General features: G+C 74.3%; 14 protein-coding genes. 5 read left to right on the forward strand and 9 right to left on the reverse strand.

All coding sequences use genetic code 11. The features are described 5' to 3' along the window. Window positions 1–23: 23 nt before the first annotated feature. The 9 genes from GA0070620_RS23440 to GA0070620_RS23480 form a co-directional block, all read right to left on the reverse strand. Window positions 24–1,187: an acyl-CoA dehydrogenase family protein gene (locus GA0070620_RS23440; protein WP_091594245.1), complete on the reverse strand. Its 1,164-nt coding sequence runs from the start codon at window positions 1,185–1,187 to the stop codon at window positions 24–26. Next, entirely contained in the window at window positions 1,184–3,247 is a 2,064-nt protein-coding gene (locus GA0070620_RS23445) for an acetyl/propionyl/methylcrotonyl-CoA carboxylase subunit alpha (RefSeq protein ID WP_091594248.1), read from the reverse strand. The genes GA0070620_RS23440 and GA0070620_RS23445 overlap by 4 nt, the downstream gene beginning before the upstream one ends. A gap of 15 nt (window positions 3,248–3,262) precedes the next feature. Next, window positions 3,263–4,864, reverse strand: coding sequence for an acyl-CoA carboxylase subunit beta (locus GA0070620_RS23450; RefSeq protein WP_091594250.1), 1,602 nt, complete (start codon window positions 4,862–4,864; stop codon window positions 3,263–3,265). Further along, complete coding sequence (locus tag GA0070620_RS23455; protein WP_091594252.1) at window positions 4,861–6,033, reverse strand: acyl-CoA dehydrogenase family protein; 1,173 nt, start codon at window positions 6,031–6,033, stop codon at window positions 4,861–4,863. Before GA0070620_RS23455 ends, GA0070620_RS23450 begins: the two co-directional genes overlap by 4 nt. Beyond that, window positions 6,030–7,712: an acyclic terpene utilization AtuA family protein gene (locus GA0070620_RS23460; protein ID WP_091594254.1), complete on the reverse strand. Its 1,683-nt coding sequence runs from the start codon at window positions 7,710–7,712 to the stop codon at window positions 6,030–6,032. The genes GA0070620_RS23455 and GA0070620_RS23460 overlap by 4 nt, the downstream gene beginning before the upstream one ends. After that, window positions 7,709–8,509, reverse strand: a complete 801-nt coding sequence (locus tag GA0070620_RS23465) for a TIGR03084 family metal-binding protein (RefSeq protein ID WP_091594256.1) — start codon at window positions 8,507–8,509, stop codon at window positions 7,709–7,711. Before GA0070620_RS23465 ends, GA0070620_RS23460 begins: the two co-directional genes overlap by 4 nt. A gap of 39 nt (window positions 8,510–8,548) precedes the next feature. Beyond that, window positions 8,549–9,154: a TetR/AcrR family transcriptional regulator gene (locus tag GA0070620_RS23470; protein WP_091594258.1), complete on the reverse strand. Its 606-nt coding sequence runs from the start codon at window positions 9,152–9,154 to the stop codon at window positions 8,549–8,551. A gap of 342 nt (window positions 9,155–9,496) precedes the next feature. Next, complete coding sequence (locus tag GA0070620_RS23475) at window positions 9,497–10,240, reverse strand: metallophosphoesterase family protein (protein ID WP_091594260.1); 744 nt, start codon at window positions 10,238–10,240, stop codon at window positions 9,497–9,499. Window positions 10,241–10,394: 154 nt separating this feature from the next. Next, entirely contained in the window at window positions 10,395–11,072 is a 678-nt protein-coding gene (locus tag GA0070620_RS23480) for a Crp/Fnr family transcriptional regulator (protein WP_007466162.1), read from the reverse strand. A 228-nt stretch (window positions 11,073–11,300) separates the two neighbouring features. Between GA0070620_RS23480 and GA0070620_RS23485 the strand changes: the two genes are divergently transcribed. From GA0070620_RS23485 to GA0070620_RS23505, 5 genes are all read left to right on the forward strand, one after another. Beyond that, a complete protein-coding gene (locus tag GA0070620_RS23485) occupies window positions 11,301–12,002 on the forward strand; it encodes an adenosylcobinamide amidohydrolase (protein ID WP_091594262.1) in 702 nt (233 codons plus the stop codon). 56 nt (window positions 12,003–12,058) lie between these two features. Beyond that, window positions 12,059–13,228 carry a CapA family protein gene (locus GA0070620_RS23490; protein WP_091594264.1) on the forward strand — a complete coding sequence of 390 codons (1,170 nt, stop codon included), beginning with the start codon at window positions 12,059–12,061 and terminating at the stop codon, window positions 13,226–13,228. Between the two features lie 62 nt (window positions 13,229–13,290). Beyond that, entirely contained in the window at window positions 13,291–14,079 is a 789-nt protein-coding gene (nth, locus tag GA0070620_RS23495; protein WP_091594266.1) for an endonuclease III, read from the forward strand. Next, entirely contained in the window at window positions 14,076–14,705 is a 630-nt protein-coding gene (locus GA0070620_RS23500) for a TlpA family protein disulfide reductase (RefSeq protein ID WP_091594268.1), read from the forward strand. Before nth ends, GA0070620_RS23500 begins: the two co-directional genes overlap by 4 nt. Next, entirely contained in the window at window positions 14,702–15,394 is a 693-nt protein-coding gene (locus GA0070620_RS23505; RefSeq protein ID WP_091594270.1) for an NUDIX hydrolase, read from the forward strand. The genes GA0070620_RS23500 and GA0070620_RS23505 overlap by 4 nt, the downstream gene beginning before the upstream one ends. Window positions 15,395–15,399 lie beyond the last annotated feature (5 nt).

Raw genomic sequence — 15,399 nt, forward strand, 5'->3', positions numbered from 1 at the left:
CGCCCCGAGCGCGCGACCCGGGATCAGTAGGACTTCTCCTGACCCAGGACGTGCTGGGCCACGAAGTTGAGGATCATCTCGCGGCTGACCGGGGCGATCCGGCCGGCCCGGACCGCCCCGAGCAGGGTGGCGACGCCGTACTCGGTGGTCATGCCGGCGCCGCCGAGGGCCTGCACGGCGGTGTCCACGGCCAGCGCCGCGGCCTCACCCGCGGCGTACTTGGCCATGTTGCCGGCCACCCCGGCCTCCAGGTCCCGGCCGGCGTCGTAGAGGGTCGCCGCCTTGTAGATCATCAGGCGGGCCAGCTCGACCTGCACCGCCGCGTGCGCCAGCGGGTGGGAGACGCCCTGGTGGGAACCGATGGTCCGGCCGCCCCACACCGTCCGGGTCGCGGTGTACGACGAGGCACGCTCGATCGCGTACCGCCCGGTGCCGGCGCCCATCGCGGCGACCGTGATGCGCTCCGGGTTGAGCCCGGCGAAGAGCGCCGGCAGCCCGGCGTCCACCGACTCGCCGACCAGGGCGTCGGCGGGCAGCCGGACGTCGTCCAGGTAGAGCAGGAACTGGTTCTCCGGCGACACGATCTCCATGTCCAGCTTGGACCGGGTCAGCCCGGGCGCGTCGGCCGGCACGACGAACAGCGCGGGCTTCAGCTTGCCGGTGGACGAGTCCTCGGTGCGGGCCACCACCAGGACGTGGTCCGCCTCGTCCACGCCCGAGATGTAGCACTTGCGGCCGGACACCAACCAGTCGTCGCCGTCGCGGCGGGCCACCGTGCCGAGCCGGTGGAAGTTCGAGCCGGCCTCCGGCTCGGTGATCGCGAAGACGATCTTCTGAGAGCCGTCGGCGAGGCCGGGCAGGTACCGCTTGCGCTGCGCCTCGGTGCCGTGCCGATTGATGACGGTCGCGGCGATGGCGGGAGAGACCACGAGCAGCAGCAGCGGGCAGCCGGCCGCCGCCAGCTCCTCGCAGACGATGGCCAACTCGGTGATGCCGCCGCCCCCGCCGCCGTACTCGGTGGGGATGTTGACACCCAGGTAGCCGAGTCGCCCCGCCTCCGACCACAGCTCGGTGGTGTGCCCGCCGGACTTGGCCTTCGCCACGAAGTAGTCGTGCCCGTACCGACGGCCCAGCGCCCGTACGGCGTCGCGGAGCTGTTCCTGCTCGGGGTTCAGGTCGACGTTCATCGTTGGTCCTCCTCGGGGTTGACCACGGCCAGTACGGCTCCGGCGTCGACCTGGCCGCCGGCCGGCACCGGCAGCTCGGCGACCGTGCCGTCGATCGGGGCGAGCACCGGGTGCTCCAGTTTCATGGCCTCCAGGGTGAGCAGCAGGTCGCCGGCGGCGACCCGTTGCCCGGCGCTCACGTGCAGCCGGGTCACCGTCCCGGGCAGCGGGGCCACCAGCGAACCGGCGGCCAGCGCGGCCGTCGGCTCGGGGAAGCGCGGCAGCTCGGTCAGGGTCACCGAGCCGTCCGGTCCGTCCACGTGGGCCGCCGCGCCCACCCGGTGCACCCGGAACGGCTGACGCACCCCGTCGACGTCCAGCACCACGCGGTCCGGCGCCACCGACACGGGCGTCACCGAGCCGTGCGCCGGCCCGACCGCGCCGGAGCCGTCGGGCGCCCCGGTGGCGGCACCACGAGCGTCGTCGGCCGCCGGGCCGTCGGCGGACGGCCGCACCGACCACTCGGCGAGCCCGCCGGACCGGTCCAGCCGGTAGCGGACCTCGACCGCACCGGTCGGACCGGCGAGGCGGGTGCGCTGCGGGAACGCGGGCACGTTCCGCCAGCCGGACGGCAGACCGGCGAGCACCGGCGCGGCCGCCCGGCGGGCCGCCGCCGACGCCAACGCGGCGGCCAGCGCGAACAGCGGCACCCGGTCGGCCGACACCAGCGGGTCGAAGACCTCGGGATGCCGCTCCAGGAACCCGGTGTCGATCTCGACGGCGCCGAACTCGGAGCTGCGCAGCACCCGGACCAGCAGGTCCCGGTTCGTGGACACCCCGTGCAGCTCGGCCCGCGCCAACGCGCCCGCCAGGATGCGGGCCGCCTCGGCGCGGGTCGGCGCCCAGGCGATCAGCTTGGCGAGCATCGAGTCGTAGTGGACGCCGACCACGGATCCGTCCACGACACCGGAGTCGAGCCGCAGCCCGGCCCGGGCCAGGTTCCCGAACTCGCGCGCCACGCCGGGCACGGCGAAGCGGTGCAGGGTCCCGGTCGCCGGGCGGAAGCCCTCGGCCGGGTCCTCGGCGCAGAGCCGCACCTCGATGGCGTAGCCACGCACCGGCACCGGGCCGCGCAGGTGCTCCGGCAGCGCCCCGCCCTCGGCGACCAGCAGCTGGAGCCGGACCAGGTCCAGGTCGCCGACGGCGGTCAGCTCGGTGACCGGGTGCTCGACCTGGAGGCGGGTGTTCATCTCCAGGAAGTGGATCGCCCCGTCGGGCGCGAGCAGGAACTCGACCGTGCCGGCGCCCACGTAGTCGACCGCCCGGCCCGCGGCCACCGCCGCCTCGTGCAGCCGCTCCCGCACCCCGGACGGGAGCACACCGGGCGCCTCCTCGACGATCTTCTGGTGCCGGCGCTGGATCGAGCACTCGCGCACGCCGAGGGCGGCCACCGTGCCCTGCGTGTCACCGACGATCTGCACCTCGACGTGCCGGCCGCGCTCCACGTACCGCTCGATGAAGACCGTGCCGTCGCCGAACGCCGCGGCCGCCTCGCGTCGGGCTGAGGCGACGGCCTCCGCCAGGTCGGCGGGGCCCCGGACCACCCGCATGCCCCGGCCGCCACCACCGGCGGACGCCTTCACCAGCACCGGGAACCCGGTGATCGCGGCGGGGTCGGTCCAGCTCGGCAGCATCGGCACGCCGGCCTCGGCGAGCAGCGCCTTCGCCGCCATCTTGTCGCCCATCGCGGCGATCGCCTTGGCCGACGGGCCGACCCAGGTCAGCCCGGCGTCGGTCACCGCCGTGGCGAACTCGGCGTTCTCGGCGAGGAACCCGTAGCCGGGGTGTACGGCGTCCGCGCCGGTCCGCCGGGCCGCGTCCAGCATCAGGTCCGATCGCAGGTACGTCTCGGCGGGCGCGTTGCCGGGCAGCCGGACCGCCTGGTCGGCCTCGGCGACGAACGGCGCGTCGGCGTCCGCGTCGGAGTGCACCGCCACCGTCTCGACGCCGAGCGACCGGCAGGTGGCGAAGATCCGCCGGGCGATCTCGCCTCGGTTGGCGACGAGCAGACGAGTGATCATGAGTGCGCTCCCTACCTACATCCGGAAGACGCCGAAGCCGTCGGCGCCCCTCACCGGTGCGTTGTGGATCGCCGACAGGCAGAGGCCGAGGACGGTCCGGGTGTCCCGGGGGTCGATCACGCCGTCGTCGTAGAGGCGGCCGGAGAGAAAGAGCGCGCCGGACTGCGACTCGATCTGCTGCTCGACCATCATCCGCATCGCGGCGTCTGACTCCTCGTCGTAGTCCCGTCCGCGCGCCTTCGCCGCCTGCCGGGCCACGATGGACAGCACCCCGGCCAGCTGCGCCGGCCCCATCACCGCCGACTTGGCGTTCGGCCAGGTGAACAGGAACCTCGGCTCGTACGCCCGGCCGCACATCCCGTAGTTGCCCGCCCCGTACGACGCGCCGAGGTTGACCGTCAGGTGCGGCACCGTCGAGTTCGACACCGCGTTGATCATCAGGGCGCCGTGCTTGATGATGCCGCGCTGCTCGTACTCGGTGCCGACCATGTAGCCCGTCGTGTTCTGCAGGAACACCAGCGGGGTGTCGGCGGCGTTCGCGAGCTGGATGAAGTGCGCCGCCTTCTGCGCCTCCTCGCTGAACAGCACCCCGCGCGCGTTGGCGAGCACGCCGACCGGGTAGCCGTGCAGCTCGCCCCAACCGGTCACCAGGGCGGTGCCGTAACCCGGTTTGAACTCGTCGAACTCGCTGCCGTCCAGCACCCGGGCCAGCACCTCGCGCGGGTCGAAGGGCACCTTCAGGTCGGCGCTGGCGATGCCGAGCAGCTCCTCCGGGTCGTGTTTCGGTGGCTGCGGCGCCGGGTTGCGCGGCGGCGGGCCGTGCTTGCGCCAGTTCAACCGGCGTACGCACTGCCGGGCCAGCCGGATCCCGTCTCGCTCGTCGATCGCCAGGTGGTCGGCGAGCCCCGACGTCGAGGCGTGCATCGCCGCCCCGCCCAGCGACTCGTCGTCGGTGACCTCGCCGGTCGCCATCTTCACCAGCGGCGGACCGGCCAGGTAGACCTGCGACCGCTCGCGGATCATGATTACGTGGTCGGACATGCCCGGCACGTACGCCCCACCCGCCGTGGCGTTGCCGAAGACCACGCTGACCGTGGGAATCTTCGCCGCCGAGAGTCGGGTCAGGTCGCGGAAGACCCGTCCACCGGGGATGAAGATCTCCGCCTGGGTGGGCAGGTCGGCACCGGCCGACTCGACCAGGTTGACCATGGGCAGCCGGTTCGCGAGCGCGATCTCGCCGGCCCGCCGGGTCTTCGCCAGCGACCACGGGTTCACCGCGCCGCCACGTACGGTCGGGTCGTTCGCCACGACCAGGCACTCCACGCCCTCGACCACGCCGATGCCGGTCACCACGCTGGCGCCGACCGGGAAGTCCGTGCCGTACGCGGCCACCGGAGACAGCTCCAGGAACGGGCTGTCCGGGTCGAGCAGCAGCTCGATGCGTTCCCGGGGCAGCAGCTTGCCGCGCGCGTGGTGCCGGCTCACGTACTTCTCGCCGCCGCCGGCCCGGGCCTGGTCCAGCGCCGCGTCCAGCTCTGCCAGCCGGTCGAGCAGCGCCGCGCGGTTCTCCGCGTACGCCGGCGAGGACGGGTCGATCGTGCTGTCCAACATGGTCACAGCCCGATTCCCTTCGCGATGATCTCGTTCATGATCTCCGTGGTGCCGCCGCCGATGCCGAGGATGCGCGAGTCCCGGTAGTGCCGCTCCACCTCCGCGTCGCGCAGGTAGCCGTAGCCGCCGTGCAGTTGCAGCGCCTGGTCGACCACCTCGGCGCAGGCCGCCACCGCGACGTTCTTCGCCATCGCCACCTCGGTCACCACCGGCTCGCCGGCCGCGACCCGGGCCGCCACCTGGTGTACGTACGCCCGGGCCGCCTCGGCGCGCGTGTGCATCTCGGCGAGCCGGTGCCGGATGAGCTGCCGACCGGCCAGCGGACGGCCGAACGTGGAGCGGTCCCGGCACCAGCGCACGGCCAGCTCGACGCTGCGCTGCGCGGTCGCGTACGCCTGGGTGGCCAGCGACAGCCGCTCCGCGGCGAAGTTCTGCATGATGGCCAGGAAGCCGGTGTCCTCCTCGCCGATCCGGTTCGTCACCGGGACCCGCACGTCGACGAAGGACAGCTCGGCCGTGTCCGAGCAGTGCCAGCCCAGCTTCTCCAGCCGCCGCCCGACCGTGAACCCGGGCGTCCCCTTGTCGATCACCAGCAGGCTGAGCTCGCCGCTGCCCGGGAAGTCGGTGCAGACGGCCGTGGTCACGAAGTCGGCCCGGACGCCGCTGGTGATGTACGTCTTCGACCCGTTCACCACGTAGTGGTCGCCGTCGCGGCGGGCGGTGGTCCGGATGGCGGCGACGTCCGAGCCGCCGTCCGGTTCGGTGATCGCCAGCGCGCCGATGAGCGTCCCGGCGAGCGTCGGCCGGACGTAACGCTCGATCAGGTCGCTCCCCACGGCGGTGGCCGCGCCGGCCCGGCCGCCGCCCGCCGCCGCGACCATGTGCGGCAGCGCGATGCCGTGGGTGAAGAGCGCGGCGACCAGCCCGGACGAGCCCCCGGCGCGGATGATCTCCTCGGTCACGATGATCGAGTCGAGCAGGTCACCGCCGCTGCCGCCGACCGACTCGGGGAAGCCGATGCCGAGCAGACCCACCTTCGCGGCGGTGGCGTGCACCTGCCGGGGCACCTCGCCGGCCCGCTCCCAGTCGTCCAGGTGCGGCAGCACCTCCCGGGTGACGAACGCCCGGGTCAGCTCGCGCAGCTGCCGGCGCTCCGGGGTGTCCACGATCGTCATCGCCCGGCCTCCGTCGTCAGGTCGACGGGCAGGTCGACGAGGCGCGACCGGAGCAGCTCCCCGAGCGCCTTCGCCTGCGGGTCGAACCGGGTGGACCCGGCCACCCCCGGGCCGAGCAGCCCTTCGATCACGAAGTTCACCGCCCGCAGGTTCGGCAGCTCGTAGCGGCGCACCACCAGCGGTGCCGTCTCCGGCAGCAGCTCGGCGAGCCGCGCGACGGTCAGCCAGCCGCGCAGCCAGTCGTACCCGGCGTCGGTGCGCGCCCAGACGCCCAGGTTCGCGTCGCCGCCCTTGTCCCCGGAGCGGGCGCCGACCAGCTCACCCAGCGGCCCCCGCCGGGTCGGCCGCCCGGCTTCGTCGGCCGGCGGCGCGGCGTCCGCCGACCCGTCCGACGTGGCGGGGGTGGTGCGGGTCGGTGGGGCGACCTCCACGCGTTTGCCGGAGGGCAGCACCGCCACGTGCGGCACCGCGTCCTGCGGCACCGCCTCGGCGGTGAACACCCCGTACGGCGTGGCGTCGCCCGGCGGCGTCGTCAGCGTGCAGCCGGGGTAGGAGGCCAGGGCCAGCTCCACCGCGGCCGCCGAAAAGGCCCGCCCGGCCCGCCCCTTGTCACCGTCCCGCAGGTGTACGTGCAGCAGCGCGCTCGCCGTCTCCGTGTCGACCGCGTCGGCGTGGTCGGTGCGGGCCAGGGTGAACTCCAGCCCCTCGGCGCCCACCGCGTCCGCCAGTTGCCGCCGGACCAGGGCCGCCTTGGCGGGGATGTCCAGGCCACAGAGGACGAACGTCATCGAGTTGCGGAAGCCGCCCAGGTTGGTGACGCCGACCTTGAGGGTGGGTGGCGGGGGCGTGCCCCGGACCCCGCTGACGCGTACCCGGTCCGGTCCGTCCGCGCGCAGCGTCACCGTGTCCAGCCGGGTCACCACGTCCGGCCCCAGGTACCCCGGCCCGCCCACCTCGTACAGCAGCTGCGCGGTGACGGTCTCCACCGTCACCGCGCCCCCCGTGCCCGGGTGCTTGGTGATCACCGAGGAGCCGTCGGCGTGCACCTCGGCGATGGGGAAGCCGGGGCGGTGGCCGCCGTCCGGCAGTTCCGTGAAGAAGCTGAAGTTGCCGCCGGTGACCTGCGTGCCGCACTCGACCAGGTGACCGGCGACGGTCGCCCCGGCGAGCGCGTCGAGGTCGTCACGCCCCCAGCCGTGGCGGGCGATCGCCGGCCCCACCACCAGCGAGGCGTCGGTGACCCGGCCGGTGACCACCACGTCGGCACCGTCGTCGAGGCAGGCGGCGATCCCGAACGCGCCCAGGTAGGCGTTGGCGGTGAGCGCGTCGGGGCGCGGCAGCGCGTCGCCCTCGACGTACCCGACCCGAACGGTCAGGCCGAGCCGCTCGGCGAGCGCGCCGATCGCGGCGGCCAGTCCGGCCGGGTTCAGTCCGCCCGCGTTCGTCACGATCCGGACGCCCCGGTCCAGCGCCGCCCCCAGGCAGCCCTCCAACTGCCGCAGGAACGTCCGCGCGTAGCCCAGCTCCGCGTCGCGGGCCCGGTCCCGGCCGAGGATCATCATGGTCAACTCGGCCAGGTAGTCACCGGTCAGCACGTCCAGCTCGCCACCGTCGAGCATCTCGCGCCACGCGGTGAACCGGTCCCCGTAGAAGCCGGAGGCGTTGCCGATGCGGATCATGCCGGCACCCCGTCCGGGGTGGACCCGGGTGGGCGGCCGGCGCCGGGCGGGCCGGCGAACGCCTGCGCCACGTCCAGCCACTCGTCGGCCACCGGCCCGGTGGCGGTCAGCGCCAGGTCGGCCCGGTGCGCGCGCTGGGTGACCAGCAGGCAGAAGTCCCGTGCCGGGCCGGTGACCCGGTCCGTGGCGTCCGCGGGACCCCAACTCCAGGTGTCGCCGTCGGGCCCGGCGAGGTCGACCCGCACCGCCGCCGCCGGCACGTCGCGGCCGTGGGCGGCGAAGCCGTGGCCGAGCGTACGCACACCGAGGTGCGCGACGTGCCGGAGCCGCCCGCTGTCCGGGCGGCGTACGCCCAGCGCGCCGGCTACGTCCTCGCCGTGCGCCCAGGTCTCCATGATCCGGGCGGTGGCCATCGAGGCGGGCGACATGCGGGTGCCGTACCAGGGCAGCTTCTCCCCGGCGGGCACCGCGGTCAGGGCCGCGGCGAGCGCCCGACGGCCGTCGCGCCACCGGGCGAGCAGGTCGGGTGGCGCCGCGAGGAACTCCTCGGCGCCGTGGTCGACCAGCCGCGCCGGGTCGGGTGCGGAGGCGACCGAGGCGAAGAAGGCGGCCGGGTCGGTGGCCGCCAGCAGCGCCACGTGGTCGGTCCAGGCGAGGTGGGCGATCTGGTGGGCGATGCTCCAGCCCGGCGCCGGGGTGGGCCGCGCCCAGTCGGCCGCCGGCAGGGGGCGGACCAGCGCGTCCAGCGCCTCGGACTCGTCGGCCAGGTCCGCGAGCAGGTCGGTCAGGTCGACCATGGTGCCTCCGGTCAGGGCGTGCCGGCGCGAGCGGGCCGGTCAGGGGGTGAGGAGCGTGGCGAGCTGGCGCTTCCAGGTGGTCAGCAGGGCGGTGCGGCGGGACGAGTCGTCGGTGAGCAGGTTGGCGACGCCCAGCCCGCGGAGCAGGTCCAGGGTGGCCTGCACCGCCTCCCGGACGCCGGGACGGCTCTCGTCGACGTCGAGCAGCGAGACGGTGAGCCGGTGCATCTCCCGGCCGACCCGTGCCTCCAGTGGCACCAGGGCGGCCCGCAGCTCCGGGTCGGTACGCGCGGCGACCCACAGCTCGATCGCGGCGACGAACAGCGGCCCGGTGAAGGCCGCCCCGAGCAGGTCCACCACCCGGTCGAGTCGCTGCGGGCCGGCCGGCAACGCCTCCGCCTCCGTGCGCAACTCGGTCGCCCGACGATCCGCCAGATGGTCGACGGCCGCGGTGACCAGCGCGGCCTTCGTCGGGTAGTGGTGCAGCTGGGCGCCCCGCGAGACGCCGGCCCGCGTGGCGACCAGGGTGGTCGTGGTGCCGGCCCAGCCGTGCTCGATCAGGCACTCGACGGTCGCCTCCAGGAGTCGGGCCTGGGTGGCGCGGCTGCGCTCCTGTTGAGGGACGCGGGTCGATGCGGCGGGCACGGGGACAGCGTGCCCGGGCCGAAACAAACAGTCAAGCCTGACTTTTTCTGGCTGCAGGCTGGCGGCGGTGCTTGGGCCCGGCTCGGCGTCGGCCTGATTCGCCATCGGGTCGAGCAACTGCTCCGCGCCGCCTTTGGAGCTGAGTCGCTCGGGTTATCAGCGAATGAGTCGTTTGCGACATCAGCTCCAAAGGGTCCGAACGCGGTGTCAGCAGGTCCGAGGTGCGACAGAGCGGGCGTTCGACGCGGGACCGCGGGGCACCAGGTCCACGCGCCAGGTTCATGTCCCAGGTTCACGTCGGGGGCTCGTGCGCCAGGGCGGCGGCCCGTGGTGCGGGGCGGGTCAGCGGCCGTCGCGGGGTGCGAAGACGGCGAGGGCGTCGGTGTCGCTGTGGCGGGAGCGGAGGTACTCGTCGGCGAACCCGGCCGCGTCGGGGAAGGTCGACTCGGCGGCCACCCGGGCGCAGGCCGCGTCCACGTCGAAGTCGGTGCGGCGCAGCTGCACACCGGGGCCGAGCAGTGCCCAGTGTGCGCCCGGGCCGCCGTACGGCATGCCGATGCTGCCGGGATTGACCACCAGGCGCCGGTCGACCAGCCGGGCGAAGGGCATGTGGGTGTGCCCGCAGACGACCGTGCGTACCTCGGCGGGGACGTCGGCGAAGACCTCGGCCCAGCGTTCGATCCGGGTGTCGACCAGCACGACCTCCTCGTCGTCGCGGGGGGTGGCGTGGCAGAAGAGCACCGGGCCGAGCCCGTCGACGTCCAGGGTCACCGTCAGGGGCAGCGCCGCGAGCCGGGCCGCCTGGTCCTCGCGGAGCTCACCGGCGGCCCAGTTCGACACGTCGATCGGGGAGGGCTTCCCGGCCCGTGCCTGCACCAACTCCCGGTCGGCGTTGCCCCGGACCCAGCAGGCGCGGTCGCCGAGACCGGCGAGCAGGTCCAGCACCTCCACCGGCTGCGGGCCGGCGGCGATGTCGCCGGTGAGCACGATCCGGTCGGCGGCGGCCACCTCCGGCTCGGCCAGGACGGCCTCCAGCGCGGGCAGTACGCCATGGATGTCGGAGAGGACCGCGACTCGGTTCGGCATCGCTCCACCGTCCTACCCGCCGGGCCTGGGGTCCAGCGATTCTGCGGATGGCAGAGGGACGCACGCACCGGCGGCCCACGCAACGGCGAACGGCCCGGACGTGAGAGGTCCGGGCCGCTGAAGTGCCGGGTCGGGACGGTGCCCGACGGTCGGCTCAGACGCGGGCGCGGCGGGCGAGGCGCTCCGGGTCGAGGATGATGATGCTCTTGCCGTCCAGGCGCAGCCAACCGCGCGACGCGAAATCGGCCAGCGCCTTGTTCACGGTCTCCCGGGAGGCGCCGACGAGCTGGGCGATCTCCTCCTGGGTGAGGTCGTGGGTCACCCGCAGCACGCCGCCGTCCCGGGTGCCGAACCGGCCGGCCATCTGGAGCAGGTTCTTCGCCACACGACCGGGCACGTCGGTGAAGATCAGGTCGGCCAGCGAGTCGTTGGTCCGGCGCAGACGACGGGCGAGCACCCGCAGCAGCTGCTCGGCGATCTCGGGGCGGTTGTTCAGCCACGGCCGGAGCGCCTGCTTGCGCAGCCGGACCAGGCGGGTGTCGGTCACCGCGGTGGCGGTCGCCGTCCGCGGGCCGGGGTCGAAGAGCGACAGCTCGCCGACCATGTCCGACGGGCCCATCACCGCGATCAGGTTCTGTCGGCCGTCCGCCGCCCGGCGGCCGACCTTGATCTTGCCGGACAGCAGGATATAGAGACTGTCACCGGGCTCGCCCTCGTTGAAGACGATCTCGCCCTTGCGGACCTCGATCGTCTCCATCTCCTTGGCGAGCGCCTCGGCAGCCTCCGGGTCGACACCCTGGAAGATCCCGCTGCGAGCCAGTACCTCGTCCATCGCGCACCTCCGGTTGCGCGTTGCCGTCCGTCGGCCGGGTCCGCCGTCCGCTGGTCCCTCGCGCGCCGACAAGTCTAGGCGCACGTGAGCGGTAATCAGAGGTGGCCCCTGGAAACGTGATCGTTGGGCGTAACCCGACCGTTCCGTACCGTCGGTAAGATCGTCGACCCCGTCGGCCGGGGCGGTGCCCCTGGTGGGGGTGTTTCCGCGGGCCGTAGGGTCACCGGCGTGTTGACGGAGCCCCTGCTGACCAGCCGCCGGGAGGACGGGCTGGCCCTGCCCGTGCTGGTCTGGCGAGCGACCGCGCCACTACGCTCCGTCAGCTCCGGTCCGCTGGGCGGCGGCATCGGCGTACGCCGATGGGTGCTGAACGCGACCGTGCCCATGTCGTACGCCCGGGAGGACCCCGCCGACCACCTCGCCGAGCTCGCCGGCGGCCTCGGCCTCGACGGACCCGGCGTCGGTCTGCTGACCGGCGTCGACGTGGCCGAGGTGGTGAGCCGGACCGACGCCGGCGTGCGCGCGTGGGCGACCGTCGGCCTCGGCACCCCGGTCCAGGCCGCCGCGCCCGCCGAGCCCGCACCCGCCGAGCCGGCCGCCGCCCCGGTCGGGCCCGCCGCGCCGGGGCAGCGGGTCGGCACGGTCAACATCGTCGTGTACGTGCCGGCGCGGCTCGGTGACGCCGCCCTGGTCAACGCGGTGGCCACCGCCACCGAGGCCAAGGCCCAGGCGATCGTGGAGCTGGGACTGGCGGCCACCGGCACCCCGACGGACGCGGTGACCGTGCTCTGCCCCGCCGAGGGGCCGGAGTTCGCCTACGGGGGTCCGCGCTCGGCCTGGGGCGCGCCGCTGGCCCGCGCGGTGCACGCGGCCGTCCTCGCCGGCGGCGCCGGGCCGGTGGTGCCCTGGTCGGAGCGCCTGAAGGGCTGAACTTCCAGCCGATCGGCCCTCGTCGCGGCGTTTTCCCGCCGGTAGGGTCGCGAGCGATGTACGCTCCCGCCTCCGCTCCGTCGCGCCCGCGCCGTCGGACCGCCGCCCTCGCGCTGGTCGCGCTCCTCGCCCTGCTCGCGGCCGGCTGCGCCCCGGCCGCCGAGGCGCCGGTCTGGCAGCCCGGGGCGGGTGGCGGTGGCACCGGCGCGCCGATCACCGGCGCCCCGTCGGGGAGCGGCTCGCCCGAGGCCGGCGGCGACGCGATCTCGCTCTCCGCGACCGGCGACATCATCATGGGCAACGCCCCCAGCCGGCTGCCCGCCAACGGCGGCAAGGGATTCTTCGACTCGGTCAAGAAGGCGCTCGCGGCCGACCTGGTGATGGGCAACCTCGAAGAGCCGCTGACGGTGGACACCGGCACCGGCAAGTGCGGCCCGAACGCCACCCGCTGCTTCCAGTTCCGGGCCCCGCCCGAGTACGCGGCCCATCTGCGCGACGCCGGCTTCGACCTGCTCAACCAGGCCAACAACCACGGCTACGACTACGGCCCGAAGGGGTACGAGAACACCCAGAAGGCCCTGGAGCGCTACGACCTGGCACACACCGGCGCCCCCGACCAGATCACCGTGGTCGAGGTGAAGGGCGTGAAGGTCGCGGTGGCGGGCTTCTCGTCGTACGTCTGGTCCAACAGCCTGGTCGACATCGCGGCGGCCAAGCGGGTCATCGCCAAGGCGGCCACCATGGCGGACCTGGTGGTCGTGCAGGTGCACATGGGCGGCGAGGGGGCGGACAAGACCCGGGTGCGGCCGGGCACCGAGATGTTCCTCGGCGAGAACCGGGGCGATCCGGTCAAGTTCGCCAAGGCGATGATCGACGCCGGGGCGGACCTGATCGTCGGGCACGGGCCGCACGTGCTCCGCGGGATGGAGTTCTACAAGGGGCGGCTGATCGCGTACAGCCTGGGGAACTTCGCCGGCGGCGGCAACTCGTTGAGCAACGACGGCCGCCTCGGCTGGGGCGGAGTGCTCAAGGTGTCGCTGCGGCCCGACGGCAGCTGGGCCGGCGGCTCGTTCACCTCGACCTACATGAACAGCGCCGGCAAGCCGACCCTGGACGAGGGCGACCGCGGCCTGGGCCTGGTCCGGGAGGTCACCCGCGCCGACTTCCCGCGGACCGGGGCCCGGCTCGACGACGCCGGGAAGATCAGCCCGCCCTCGGCCGGTTGATCCGCCGGCGCCGCGCGCTACAGCCGCCGACGACGTCGGAGCGGCGACGTAGGCTGGCCGGCGTGACCAGTAGCTCCCCCGGCGCCACCGAGACGGCTCTCGGGCTCAAGCGCCGTGCCCGCCGGATCGGCCGGGTGCTGGCCGAGACCCACCCCGACGCGCACTGCGAACTGGACCACTCCAACGCCCTGGAGTTGGCCGTCGCCACGATCCTCTCCGCGCAGAGCACCGACAAGAAGATCAACGAGGTCACTCCGACGCTCTTCGCCCGCTACCGGACGGCGGCCGACTACGCCGGCGCCGACCGGGCCGAGATGGAGACGTTGATCCGGCCGACCGGCTTCTTCCGGAACAAGACCGACTCGTTGATCAAGTTGGGGCGGGCGCTGGTCGAGCGCTACGACGGGCGGGTGCCCGCCAAGCTGGCCGACCTCGTGACGCTGCCCGGCATCGGCCGCAAGACCGCCAACGTCATCCTCGGCAACGCCTTCGACGTCCCCGGGATCACCGTCGACACCCACTTCCAGCGGCTGGTCCACCGCTGGCGGCTGACCGCCGAGACCGACCCGGTCAAGATCGAGCACGCCGTCGGGGCGCTCTACGAGAAGCGCGACTGGACGATGCTCTCGCACCGGGTGATCTTCCACGGCCGGCGGGTCTGCCACGCCCGCAAGCCGGCCTGCGGAGCGTGCACGCTGGCGAAGCTGTGCCCGTCGTACGGCACCGGGCCCACCGATCCGGCGCTCGCGGCCAAGCTGCTCAAGGGCCCCCGCGCCCGTGACCTGGCGGTCGCCGCCGGGGTCGATCCGGAGCTGGTGCCGGCCCAGGCGGTCGCCGCGGAGGCGCCGTGACCCGCCGGCTCGCCACGCTGCTGTTTCTGCCGCTGCTGCTCGCCGTCGCGGCGGGCTGCACCACCACCACCGGCACGGAGGGGCCGGCACCGGCCCGCCCCGGCGCGGCGAGCCGGCCGTCGCCGTTCGACGACTGCGCCGCGCTGGCCACGGTGCCGTCGAAGGCCGGACCCACCGCCGCACCGTCGAAGGCCACCGCGGCCGACCCGCTGCCCGAGTTGACGCTCTCCTGCTTCACCGGTGGCGCGCCGGTGGCCCTGCGGGACGTGCGTGGGCCGGCGGTCATCAACCTCTGGGCCTCCTGGTGCCCGCCGTGCCGCAAGGAGCTGCCCGCCTTCCAGCGGCTCCACGAGCGGGCCTCCGGGCAGCTCCGGGTGGTCGGGGTGAACACCCGGGACGCCCGCGACTCCGCCCAGTCCATCGGCGAGGACTTCGGCGTCCGCTTCCCGATGCTGATCGACCAGGGTGAGGCGCTCCAGCGGGCCCTCAACCGCAACGCCATCCCGCTCACCGTGTTCGTCGACGGGCAGGGACGGGTCCGGCACGTCGACACGTCGGGGGCGCTGGACGACGCCGCCCTCGACACGCTGGTGCGAGAGCACCTCGGGGTGGCGGTGCCGGCGTGACCCGGGAACCTCCGGCCTGGATGGCGACCCTGCTGGCGCGGGTCGGCACCGCCCGGGCCGAGGACTTCACCCGACTGACCACCCCCGAGAACGGCGGTCGGGAGAGCGCCGTGCTGGTGCTCCTCGGCGAGCAGGCCGACACCGGGCCGGACGTGCTGATCCTCCAGCGGGCGGCGACGCTGCGCACCCACGCCGGCCAGCCGGCCTTCCCGGGTGGTGCCGCCGACCCGGAGGACGCCGACGCGTCGGCGACCGCGCTGCGCGAGGCGAACGAGGAGGTCGGCCTCGACCCGGGAAGCGTGACCGTGCTGGCCGAGCTGCCGAAGCTCTGGATCCCGGTGAGCGAGTTCGTGGTGACCCCGGTGCTCGCGTGGTGGCACGCCCCGCACCCGGTGCGCTCCTGCGAACCGGCCGAGGTGGCGCACGTGGCCCGGCTGCCGATCGAGGAGCTGGTCGATCCCGCGAACCGGGTCCGCGTACGCCATCCGAGCGGCTGGGTCGGCCCGGCCTTCGCCGTGCGGGGGATGCTGGTCTGGGGCTTCACGGCCGGGGTGCTCGCCGCACTGCTGGACATGGGCGGCTGGTCCCGGCCCTGGTCACCGGGCCGCCTCGTGGACCTGCCGCCGACCGGCGCGTCGCCGGCTCCCTCCGCCGGCACGGACGAGGTCGACGAAGCACCCGTGCGCTGACCGCA

It is taken from the genome of Micromonospora krabiensis (assembly GCF_900091425.1).
Lineage (GTDB): Bacteria > Actinomycetota > Actinomycetes > Mycobacteriales > Micromonosporaceae > Micromonospora > Micromonospora krabiensis.

Coding starts and splice junctions, on each gene's coding strand:
- GA0070620_RS23440 (WP_091594245.1), bottom strand. CDS start 1,187: ATGAACGTCGACCTGAACCCCGAGCAGGAACAGCTCCGCGACGCCGTA.
- GA0070620_RS23445 (WP_091594248.1), bottom strand. CDS start 3,247: ATGATCACTCGTCTGCTCGTCGCCAACCGAGGCGAGATCGCCCGGCGG.
- GA0070620_RS23455 (WP_091594252.1), bottom strand. CDS start 6,033: ATGACGATCGTGGACACCCCGGAGCGCCGGCAGCTGCGCGAGCTGACC.
- GA0070620_RS23460 (WP_091594254.1), bottom strand. CDS start 7,712: ATGATCCGCATCGGCAACGCCTCCGGCTTCTACGGGGACCGGTTCACC.
- GA0070620_RS23465 (WP_091594256.1), bottom strand. CDS start 8,509: ATGGTCGACCTGACCGACCTGCTCGCGGACCTGGCCGACGAGTCCGAG.
- GA0070620_RS23475 (WP_091594260.1), bottom strand. CDS start 10,240: ATGCCGAACCGAGTCGCGGTCCTCTCCGACATCCATGGCGTACTGCCC.
- GA0070620_RS23480 (WP_007466162.1), bottom strand. CDS start 11,072: ATGGACGAGGTACTGGCTCGCAGCGGGATCTTCCAGGGTGTCGACCCG.
- GA0070620_RS23490 (WP_091594264.1), top strand. CDS start 12,059: ATGTACGCTCCCGCCTCCGCTCCGTCGCGCCCGCGCCGTCGGACCGCC.